This window comes from Prevotella sp. MGM2 (assembly GCF_002933955.1).
Taxonomy (GTDB): Bacteria; Bacteroidota; Bacteroidia; order Bacteroidales; family Bacteroidaceae; genus Alloprevotella.
The window spans coordinates 1-698 of sequence record NZ_BEWW01000219.1 but is presented as its reverse complement, the minus strand read 5'-3'; the positions used below and the strand labels follow the sequence as shown (position 1 = coordinate 698).

Sequence of the window (698 nt, the reverse complement as noted above, 5' to 3'; positions counted from 1 at the left end):
CTTAAAGACCATGAAAAAGTTAACAGCATCATTAGGCATTGCTTACATGACTTTATTGTCTGCAACAGCACAGACCATTGATTTGTTCAACTGGGCTGGAAAAGACATTATTCCTAAAGAGCAGTTCATTACATTCTATGAAAAAGACACTACCGGTTATACTGCCATTGAAAAGAAATATCCATTATATAAATACCAAGAAACCGACATCACTTCCTCAAATGGAAAGCACCAATACAAGATTTCAACAGGAAGTTTTTCTCCTCAAGAAGAAATGGGAAATGCTTACGAATACTTTGACATTTCCAATAACGGAAAAAGAATCATGAGAGAATGGGGGAAAGCTCTTCTATGGGATGTCAGATTATTGACAATGGATAAAAATGACAGAGCACATTATATTAAAGTACCATTGGATAATGATAGTTTTGCCCTATTATTTGCAGGCTGTATTTTCGATGGTGACGAAGAGGCCGGTGAAATGATTATCGTTGTGGTCAACCAAGATAAGGCCACCGTGGTTTTCGACAGGCCGGCTTTTGCCTGTGCATTCACACCGGCTCCCAATTTTGCCATTGAATTTACTGAAAAAGTCAGCTATACCACAATAGTTCTTGAAGGATTGGAAATGCCCGGAGATATTATTCCGGCACCTAACGCCACCAAACACAAGATATGGAAGGAAGGCAACATGCTCA

Annotated in this window: 1 protein-coding gene; it reads left to right on the top strand. The window is 39.1% G+C overall.

All coding sequences use genetic code 11. The annotated features are described in order from the left end of the window. Nucleotides 1-10: 10 nt before the first annotated feature. The coding region (locus C5S62_RS05335; RefSeq protein ID WP_133159512.1) for a hypothetical protein at nucleotides 11-698 on the top strand (688 nt) is incomplete at its 3' end.